Annotated in this window: 10 protein-coding genes; 4 read left to right on the top strand and 6 right to left on the bottom strand. The window is 76.1% G+C overall.

Features of this window, described 5'->3' with window-relative positions; translation table 11 throughout:
* On the top strand, positions 1 to 1024 hold a 1024-nt coding region (locus tag ACFWA9_RS17360), incomplete at its 5' end, for a terpene synthase family protein (protein ID WP_380388015.1).
* Here ACFWA9_RS17360 and ACFWA9_RS17355 read toward each other — a convergent pair.
* From ACFWA9_RS17355 to ACFWA9_RS17345, 3 genes are all read right to left on the bottom strand, one after another.
* The gene (locus ACFWA9_RS17355) at positions 1002 to 1133 is read right to left on the bottom strand and encodes a DUF6126 family protein (RefSeq protein ID WP_329491248.1); all 132 of its coding nucleotides are present in this window, start codon (positions 1131 to 1133) and stop codon (positions 1002 to 1004) included. The genes ACFWA9_RS17360 and ACFWA9_RS17355 overlap by 23 nt on opposite strands.
* Positions 1134 to 1207: 74 nt before the next feature.
* Positions 1208 to 1582 carry an ArsR/SmtB family transcription factor gene (locus ACFWA9_RS17350; RefSeq protein ID WP_380388013.1) on the bottom strand — a complete coding sequence of 125 codons (375 nt, stop codon included), beginning with the start codon at positions 1580 to 1582 and terminating at the stop codon, positions 1208 to 1210.
* A gap of 245 nt (positions 1583 to 1827) precedes the next feature.
* Positions 1828 to 2283 (bottom strand): hypothetical protein, encoded by a 456-nt coding sequence (locus ACFWA9_RS17345; RefSeq protein ID WP_380388011.1) that lies wholly within the window; start codon positions 2281 to 2283, stop codon positions 1828 to 1830.
* A gap of 268 nt (positions 2284 to 2551) precedes the next feature.
* Between ACFWA9_RS17345 and ACFWA9_RS17340 the strand changes: the two genes are divergently transcribed.
* On the top strand, positions 2552 to 3268 hold the full coding sequence (locus ACFWA9_RS17340; protein ID WP_380388009.1) for a polysaccharide deacetylase family protein: 717 nt from the start codon (positions 2552 to 2554) through the stop codon (positions 3266 to 3268).
* 22 nt (positions 3269 to 3290) lie between these two features.
* Here the strand turns inward: ACFWA9_RS17340 and ACFWA9_RS17335 are convergent, their stop codons facing one another.
* The gene (locus tag ACFWA9_RS17335; protein WP_380388007.1) at positions 3291 to 4502 is read right to left on the bottom strand and encodes a glycoside hydrolase family 3 N-terminal domain-containing protein; all 1212 of its coding nucleotides are present in this window, start codon (positions 4500 to 4502) and stop codon (positions 3291 to 3293) included.
* A gap of 176 nt (positions 4503 to 4678) precedes the next feature.
* Positions 4679 to 6172: a PLP-dependent aminotransferase family protein gene (locus ACFWA9_RS17330; protein ID WP_380388005.1), complete on the bottom strand. Its 1494-nt coding sequence runs from the start codon at positions 6170 to 6172 to the stop codon at positions 4679 to 4681.
* A 29-nt stretch (positions 6173 to 6201) separates the two neighbouring features.
* On the opposite strand from ACFWA9_RS17330, the gene ACFWA9_RS17325 reads away from it, so the two are divergent.
* Complete coding sequence (locus tag ACFWA9_RS17325; protein ID WP_380388003.1) at positions 6202 to 7131, top strand: methyltransferase domain-containing protein; 930 nt, start codon at positions 6202 to 6204, stop codon at positions 7129 to 7131.
* 81 nt (positions 7132 to 7212) lie between these two features.
* Here ACFWA9_RS17325 and ACFWA9_RS17320 read toward each other — a convergent pair whose 3' ends face one another.
* Positions 7213 to 7710 (bottom strand): MarR family winged helix-turn-helix transcriptional regulator, encoded by a 498-nt coding sequence (locus ACFWA9_RS17320; protein ID WP_380388001.1) that lies wholly within the window; start codon positions 7708 to 7710, stop codon positions 7213 to 7215.
* A 98-nt stretch (positions 7711 to 7808) separates the two neighbouring features.
* Between ACFWA9_RS17320 and ACFWA9_RS17315 the strand changes: the two genes are divergently transcribed.
* Positions 7809 to 8783, top strand: a complete 975-nt coding sequence (locus tag ACFWA9_RS17315; RefSeq protein ID WP_380388000.1) for an EamA family transporter — start codon at positions 7809 to 7811, stop codon at positions 8781 to 8783.
* Positions 8784 to 8847: the final 64 nt, after the last annotated feature.

Here is an 8847-nt window from a genome sequence, read left to right as displayed (position 1 = left end):
GCCAGGCACCCCGCCGGACAACCCCACCCCCCCGGCGACCACCACGGCCGGGACCGCCACCCCCCGCCCCCCCCCCGCCGCCCGGCCGCCCGCCCCCGGAGGCCCGCGCCGGCCCGCCGAACTGCGCGCCTCCACCGCCCGGCACGCCGACTGGGTGGTCGGCCACGGCCTGCTCACCCCGGCCGACCTGCCGCGCTACCAGGCCTACGCGCTCCCCGAGCTGATCGGCCACGCCTACCCCCGGGCCCGCGGCGCCGAACTCGACCTGCTCGTCGACGTCCTGGGCTGGTTCACCATCCTCGACGACCGCTTCGACGGTGCCCCCGGCCGCCACCCCGACCGGGCCCGCGCCCTCGTCGATCCGCTGCTCGCCGTCCTCACCGGCCCCGACCGCGCGACCGCGCCCGCCGGACCGGCCCCCGGCGACGACCGGCTCCTGGGCGCCTGGCGGGAGCTGTGGCTGCGGCAGAACGAGGGCATGTCACCGGCCTGGCGCGCGCGCGGCGCCACCGAGTGGCGGTCCTGCCTGGACACCTTCATCGCCGAGGCGGTGCACCGGTCGCGGGGCACCTCCCCCGGCCTCCCCGAGACGATGCGGCTGCGCCGCCACGCCAGCTGCCTCTACCCGTTCATGAACATACTGGAGCGCGTCCACGGCGCCGACGCGCCCGCCGGGCTGCACGCCGATCCCGAACTGCACCGGCTGCGCGCCCACACGGCCGACGCCGCGACGCTGATCAACGACCTCTACTCGCTGGAGCGGGAGGAGCGCCAGCCGGCCGCCGCCTTCAACACCGTGCTGACCCTGCAGCGGGTCCGCGGCTGCACCCGCCGCCGGGCGGAGCTGTCGGTGCGCGCCCGGATCGCGCGGCTGCGCGAGGAGAGCCGGACGCTGCGCCGCCGGCTGCGGCGCCGCCACCCCGCCGGGCACTGGTACCTCGACGGCAGCCGGGAGTTGGTCGACGGCGTCTACGCGTGGACCAGCACCAGTCGCCGCTACCTCAGTGACGGTCGCCGAGGGTGAACAGCAGGAGCACGAACCCGGCGAACAGGTGGGTGGCGAAGATGTAGATGCCCGCGCGGATCAGCATCGCCCTGCGCCGGCTCTTCTCGTCGCTGGTGCCGCTGGCCATGGCCGGGTTCTCCTTCGGTCGGGGGCCGGGTGCGCGATCGGACGGCCGGGTGGCGGCTGCGGGCTGCCCGGCCCTCATCCGCTCGTCACCCGCTCGGCGCGGGGGCCCGGCGCCCCGGCGGCGTCCGGCCCCCGGAGCTCCGTGAGCAGCGCGCCCTGGTCGGTGATCAGGTCGGTGAGGATCCGCCGGGCGGCCCGCAGGAGTTCGGCGACGTCCGACGTGCTCAGGGCGTACACCACGGTGTTGCCCTCACGAGTGGCCGTGACCAGCCGGGTGCGGCGCAGCACGGCGAGCTGCTGGGAGAGGTTGGACGGCTCGATCCCGATCTCGGCCAGCAGCTCGCGCACCGGCCGCGGCCCGTCCTGGAGCAGCTCCAGGACCCGGATCCGGACGGGGTGCCCGAGGGTGCGGAAGAACTCCGCCTTGGCCTGGTACAGCGGGACCGCCATCGTCCGCTCGCTCCCTGCTGCTCGGTGGTGCCGGTGCGCACGCCCGCGCCGGCGGGGCCGTGCCCCGGCCGCCACGACCGGGAAGCATCATCCTGGCAGATGAAGATTTCTTCAAGTCATCATCATCCGGAGCCCGAGCACCCCGGGGATCGCGCCGGGCCGAGCCCGGGGCGCCCCCGGGAAACGCGGTGGCCGGGCCCGGGGGTTCGCACCACCCCCGGGCCCGGCCGCCGCGCACGCGTCGCCTAGCAGGCCACGACCACGTTCACGGTCACCGGAGCCGGGTTCCACGGGAAGGACGCCACGCCGAAGCTGCCGTGGACGGTGGACCCGCAGGGCACCGTGCCGCCGACGCCACGGGCCTGCACCGTGCTGGCGGTGAACAGCGTGCGCCCGTTCGACGAGCCGAGCGAGGCACCGCCCACGACCTCACCGGACAGCGTGGTCAGCAGCTCCTTGGTCTGCGGGGCGGGACCGCCCGGGGTCGGCGGACCGGCCAGCGAGACCTGTCCGTACAGCTGGACCTGGTCACCGGTCACCTCGACGCACACCTTGGTCGCCAGGCCGGCCTGCAGCCCGGAGGCACCGCAGGTGGTGACGGTGCCGGTGGCGGTCGTGGTGGCGGCACCGGCCTGGGCCGGAACGGCCAGCAGGGTCGCCGCACCGGCGACCTCGGCGGCGAGCAGAGCGATTCGGTTCATCGGGTTCTCCGTCTTCTCAAACATCGACTCATTCACATGTGACATTTCACATGTGCCATGCCTCAACCCTGGCATGGGATTCGAACGCCTGAGTGGTGATCCACCCCGGAAAACCTGAACAGACCAGAAATCGACCTTCGATGGCGCGATCAGTGCCGCCCCGCCCGTCCCGACCGTGACCGACCGAGCCGCCCAGGGTCCCTGCGCACGGGACACCCGGTCGGCGGTGCGCCGCGTGCCCCGCCCGGTCCGGACGCGTTGGGCAGGCGTGAAGCCCTTCCGCACGACCTTCGCCGCCGTGCTCGCCGCCCTCGCCCTCGTCGCCGCCCGGCCGGTGCCCGCACCGCTGATGGGTGCGGAGGTGCGCCTGCTCCCCACCGGGGATCGCGTCCTGGCCCTGACCTTCAACGCCGCCTGGGACGAGACCGGTCTGGACACCGTGCTGAGCACCCTGCGGGAACGCGGGGCGCCGGCCACCTTCTTCCCCACCGGCCAGTACGCCGAGCGGCACCCGGACGCGGTCCGCGCGATGGCGGCCGCCGGGCACGGGCTCGGCAACCACTCGTACAGCCACCCGCTGTTCACCGAGCTCGACGCCCGGCAGGCCGGGGCCGAGGTGCTGCGCGCCGACACGGCGATCCGCGAGGCCGCCGGGACGGACCCCCTGCCGTTCTTCCGCTTCCCCTACAGCGAGACGACGCCGCAGCGGATCGCCGACGTCAACGCGCTCGGCTTCGCCGACCTCGAGTTCACCACCGACACCAACGGCTACCTCGGCACCGCCGGCGGCATGACCACCGCCAAGGCCGTCGACCGCGCCCTCGCCGCCCTCGCCCCCGGCGCCATCCTCCAACTCCACGTCGGCGCGTCCGACGCGAGCGCCGAACGGCGCTGCCTGGACGCCGAGGCGCTCCCCCTGATCATCGACGCCGTCCGCGACCGCGGCTACCGCATCCTGGACCTGCGCACCCTCCTGGACGGCTGAGCCGTCCTCCCCCGGCTCCCGCTCAGCCCCCGCCGACGGACTCCCGGAGGGCGTCTATCCGCCGGACGGACTCCAGGAAGGCCGTCCGGTCCAGGCCGCCGGCATCGAGGGCGGCCGCGAGAGCGGTGGCGGCGGCCTCGCCCTGCTCGGCGTCGCGGGCGGAGCAGAGCAACAGGTCCATGCCCGCCCCGGCGGAGGCCAGGGCGCGGGCGCCGGTGTCGCCGTACGGGGCGAGGGCCCCGGCCTCCAGGGCGTCGGTGACGGTGACGCCCCGGAAGCCCAGCCGGTCGCGGAGTTCGCCCTGGACCACGGCCGGGGAGAAGCCCGCCGGACGGTCGGGGTCGAGGGCGGGGTAGACCGCCCAGGAGGCCATCACCAGCCGGACCCCGGCGGCGATGGCGGCCCGGTACGGCTCCTCGCCCCGGGCCCGGAGGTCCGCGAGGGGGACGGGCAGGGTGACGGGGCCCTCGTCGGTGTCCAGGCCCCCGGAGGCGGAGCCGAGGCCGGGGAAGTGCTTGGCGGTGGCGGCGACGCCGAGGTCCTGCTGGGCGGTGAGGAAGGCGCTCCCCAGCCGGGCCACATAAGCCGGGTCCTGGCCGTAGGAGCGCTCACGGTGGTCGATGAAGTTGTCCGGGGCGTCGTAGACGTCGAGGACGGGGGCAAGGTTGACGTTCAGGCCGGCGTCCGCGACCGTGCGGGCCGCCCCGGCTCCCGACCGGGCGGCCTCGCCGACGGGATCGGCCGACGCCCCGGTGCGGCGCGCGGAGAGTACGGGCGCGCCGGGCAGGCGGCGCACCTGACCGCCCTCCTGGTCGGTCAGCAGCAGGAGCGGGCGGGGGTCCGGCGCCTCGGCCGCGGCCTGCCGCAACTCGCCGACGGCTGCCTTGAGTTGCTCCGGCGAGGTGACGTTCTCGCCGAACAGGATGACACCGGCCGCCCGGCCCTCGCGGATCGCCCGGAGCACGGTGGGCGACGGCGTCGGGCCGGGGTAGGAGTAGACGATCCGCCGCCCGGCGAGGTGCCGGGAGTCCAGGCCGGCGGTCCGGTCGGTGGGCGAGGGGGAGCCCGCGGTGGTGGGCGACGCGGCATCCGGACCGGTGGCCATCGACGAGGTCCTCTCCGCCGCGGACGGCGGTCGCTGCCCGCCCTGGGCCGAACAGGCCGACACCAGGGCCGCCGCGGTCAGCAGCAGCGCCGGGAGCACGACACCGGCGGTCCGCGGCAGCGACGGCATCGGGCCTCCCCGGGACTGGGACGAGTGCGGGCGGGTGCGGGCGGACGGGTTCGAGCGGACCGAGCGGGGTGCCCGCCCGGTCCGCCACGCTACCGGGACCGCGGCCGACCGGCACGGCGGACGGCATCCGCCCTCCCCCGGCCCCGGGCGCCTCCACGGCCCGTCACCCCGGCCCGTCACCGCTGCCGGCGCAGCAGCCGGCCCAGGACGGCGATGCCCTCCTCGATCCCGCCCGGCGTGCCCGCCGCGTAGCCGAGGACGAGCCCGGGCGGGTGCGGCAGCCGGGCGTGCCAGGAGAGCGGCTGCACCTTGACGCCGTGCACGAGCGCCGCGGTGGCGAGTTCGGCGTCCCCGCAGCCGAGCCCGGCCGGGAAGGTGACCGTCAGGTGCAGCCCGGCCGCGGCGCCGTGCACGACGGCCCCCGGCAGGTGCGCGCCGATCGCGGCGATCATCGCGTCGCGGCGGCGCCGGTGCCGGGGCCGCAGCAGGCGCAGGTGCCGCTCCAGCTCGCCGGAGTCCATCAGCCGGGCCAGCACCAGCTGGGGCAGCACGGGATTGCCGAGGTCGGCGAAGCGCTTGGCCGCGAGGGCGGCCTCGCGGTAGCGGGGCGGGACGAGCAGCCACCCCGTCCGCAGCGCGGGGGCGAGCAGCTTGGAGACGCTGCCCATGTAGCAGACCTGCTCGGGGAGGACCGCGCGCAGGGCGGGCACCGGCGGCCGGTCGTACCGGTGCTCGGCGTCGTAGTCGTCCTCGATCACCAGGCCGCCCTCGCCGGCCCAGTGCAGCAGCTCGCGGCGGCGCCGGCCACCGAGCACCACGCCGGTCGGGAACTGGTGGGCGGGGGTGAGCAGCACGGCCGGGGCGCCGGTGGCGCGCAGTGCGTCGACCCGGATGCCCTCCGCGTCGACCGGGACGGGCGGGGTGGCGCGGAGCCAGTGGCCGAGGTGCTGGCGGGTGCCGAGCGAGCCCGGGTCCTCGACGGCGACCTCGGTGATGCCCGCCCGGCCGAAGACCTGGCCGAGCAGGGCGAGGGCCTGGGCGGCGCCCGCGACGATCAGCACCTCGTCGGGGTCGGCGCCGATGCCGCGGTTGCGGGCCAGCCAGCGGGCGACGGCCCGGCGCAGCGCGGCGCTGCCCCGCGGGTCTCCGTAGCCGAACTCGTGGGCGGGGAGCGCGTCGAGGACGGCGCGTTCGGCCCGGAGCCAGGCGGCCCGGGGGAAGGCGGCGAGGTCGGGCACGCCGGGCGAGAGGTCGATCCGGGCGGGCGCGGCCCGCAGCGCGTCGAAGCTGGCGGGGACGGGGTCGGCCGCGAACAGGGCGGGCTCCGGCCCGGCCGGCACCGGGGTCACGAACGGCGGCGGTGGTACGGAGACGGCCGCGGCGAGGACGACCGTCCCGCCGCGCCCCCGACCGGCGAGCCGGCCCTCCTCGGTGAGGCGGCGGTACGCGTCGGTGACGACCCCCCGGGAGATCCGCAGCTCCGCCGCCAGCACCCGGGTCGCGGGCACGCGGCTGCCCGCCGGGAGCCGGCCGTCCGAGATCGCCTCGCGCAGGCGGTGGGCCAGCCAGTCGCCGAGGCCGCCGGGCGGCGCGTCGGCGGCGTCGAGCTGGAGGAAGTCCGCACCGGCGGTTATGGACCCCTGAGCGGGCGTCACTTTGGACCTGTTCACCGGGCCATTGTGCGGGCCAGGGTGGGGTCATGACCACGGAGACGACGGACACCGCAGCAGCCCCCACCGCCGGACCGGCGAGCACCCCGCTCCCGCACGACGACCTCCAGCCCGACGCGCACGCCCACGAGCGGGGCGGTGAACAGGCCGGCGAGCACTCCTACGTCCACGGCTACTCGCCCACCGAGGCGCTGCGGCTGGGCGACCAGGCCGACGCCCTCGCCGAACTGCTGCACGCCGGTACGGCCTACCCGGCGGGCAGCCGGGTCCTGGAGGCGGGCTGCGGCGTCGGGGCGCAGACCGTGCACCTGCTGGCGTCCAGCCCGGGCGCGGAGCTGACGGCCGCCGACATCTCGGCCGACTCGCTCGCCCAGGCCCGCGCCCGGGTGGCGGCGCAGGCGCCCGGCGCGCAGGTGACCTGGCACCACGGGGACCTGCACGAACTGCCCTTCCCGGACGACTCGTTCGACCACCTCTTCGTCTGCTTCGTGCTGGAGCACCTGGCGGATCCGTCGGCCGCGCTGACCGCGCTGCGGCGGGTGCTGCGTCCCGGCGGCACCGTCACGGTGATCGAGGGGGACCACGGGTCGACGTTCTTCCACCCGGACAGCGCCGCCGCCCGGGCGACCGTGGACCACCTGGTCCGGCTCCAGGCCGACGCGGGCGGCGACGCGCTCCTCGGCCGCCGGCTGCACCCCGTCCTGGCGGCCGCGGGCTTCCGGGACATCGCCGTCCGCCCGCTCACCGTCTCGGTGGACGACAGCCGGCCGGCGCTGGTGGAGGGGTTCACCCGGCGGACCTTCGTCGCGATGGTCGAGTCCGTGCGCGCCGACGCCCTCGCCGCGGGGCTCAGCACCGCGGCCGCGTTCGACCGCGGCATCGCCGACCTGCGGCGCACGGCGGAGGAGGGCGGGACGTTCCACTACACCTTCTTCAAGGCGGTGGCCGTCAACCCCTGACCGTCCGGCTGCCGTTGCCGCCCGGGGCCGGTGGCGCCCCGGTCCCACCCCGGTCCCGGTCCCGCCCCGGCCTCGGTTGTGCTACTCCGGGCTGTCCCCGAGGGAGGCGAGGAGGGTGCGCAGGGCGTCGATCAGCGCCTCGGTCTGCGGCTCGTCCAGGCCGGCCAGCAGCCGCCGTTCGGTGGCCAGGTGGTCCGGGAGTGCCCGGTCGACCAGGGCGCGGCCCTCGGGGGTCAGTTCGACGTCCCGGCTCCGCCCGTCGGAGCCGCTGGGGGTGCGGGTGACCAGACCGCGGGCCTCCAGCCGGTCGAGCCGCTGGCTGATGGCACCGGAGGTGACCATCGCGGTCCGCATCAGGCCGGTCGGGGTGAGGCGGTAGGGCGGGCCGCTGCGGCGCAGGGTGGCGAGGACGTCGAAGGAGGGGGCGTCCAGGCCGTGGGTGGCGAAGTTCCGCTTGAGCTCGGCCTCCACCAGGTAGGTGAGCCGTTTCAGCCGGCCGATCACCTCCATCGGGGAGACGTCGAGGTCGGGACGCTCGGCGCCCCACTGCTTGACCAGCCGGTCCACATGATCTGCCACGCCCCCAGCCTAAACGATGCCTTAGCGGTGAGATACCTCACACGACCGAACGGCCGACGCCGACCCGAGATGACTTAGCGCTGAGATATATTGGCTTAGTGCTAAGGAATCGACGACTCGGAATCGTCCTGCTGACCGCGCTGGCCCCCGCCATCTGGGGTTCGACCTACCTCGTCACCACCGAACTGCTCCCGCCCGGCCGCCCGCTGCTCGCCGGGGTGATCCGCGCCCTGCCCGCCGGACTGCTGCTCATCGCCCTCACCCGCCGGCTCCCGAAGGGCAGTTGGTGGTGGCGCTCACTGGTCCTGGGCGCGCTCAACATCGGCGCGTTCTTCGCCCTGCTCTTCATCGCCGCCTACCGACTGCCGGGCGGGGTCGCGGCCACCGTCGGCGCCGTCCAGCCGCTGATCGCCGCCGGGCTCTCGGCCGGTCTGCTCGGTGACCGGCTCTCACTGCGCACCCTCCTCTCCGGCATCGCCGGGATCGCCGGCGTCAGCCTGCTGGTCCTGCGCGCCGGCGCCCAGCTCGACGCCCTCGGCGTCGCGGCCGCGCTCGGCGGCGCGGTCGTGATGGCCACCGGCGTCGTCCTGTCCAAGCGCTGGACCTCACCGGCACCACTGCTCGCCACCACCGGATGGCAGCTCACCGCGGGCGGACTGCTGCTGCTGCCCGTCGCCCTCGTCGTCGAGGGCGCCCCGCCCTCCCACCTCACCGGCGACAACCTGCTCGGCTACGGCTACCTCGGCCTGATCGGCGCGGCCCTGTCGTACGCGCTCTGGCTCCGCGGCATCCGGGCGCTGCCCGCCACCTCGGTCACCTTCCTGGGACTGCTCAGCCCGGTGGTCGCCACCGCCCTCGGCTGGCTCGTCCTCGGACAGAACCTCACCCCCGTCCAGGGGCTCGGCGCGGTGATCGTGCTCGGCTCGCTGGTCGCCGCCCAGACCCAGCGGCCCCGCACCGCCGCGGCCCCGGCCGAGCCCGCCGACCCCGCCGACCCGGCGGCCCCGACCGGCCCGGAGCCCGCGCGGCACGGTGAGCGGCCCGCGAACGAGTCCGCCGCCGCACGCGCCTGAACCGTCGTCAGGCACTCCCGCAGAACCCCTCACCCACGCCACCCCTCACCAACACCACCAGAGA

The sequence above is a fragment of the Kitasatospora sp. NPDC059973 genome, assembly GCF_042737525.1.
GTDB lineage: Bacteria > Actinomycetota > Actinomycetes > Streptomycetales > Streptomycetaceae > Kitasatospora.
The sequence above is the reverse complement of the archived record's forward strand: the minus strand, read 5'-3'. Positions and strand labels throughout refer to the sequence as shown.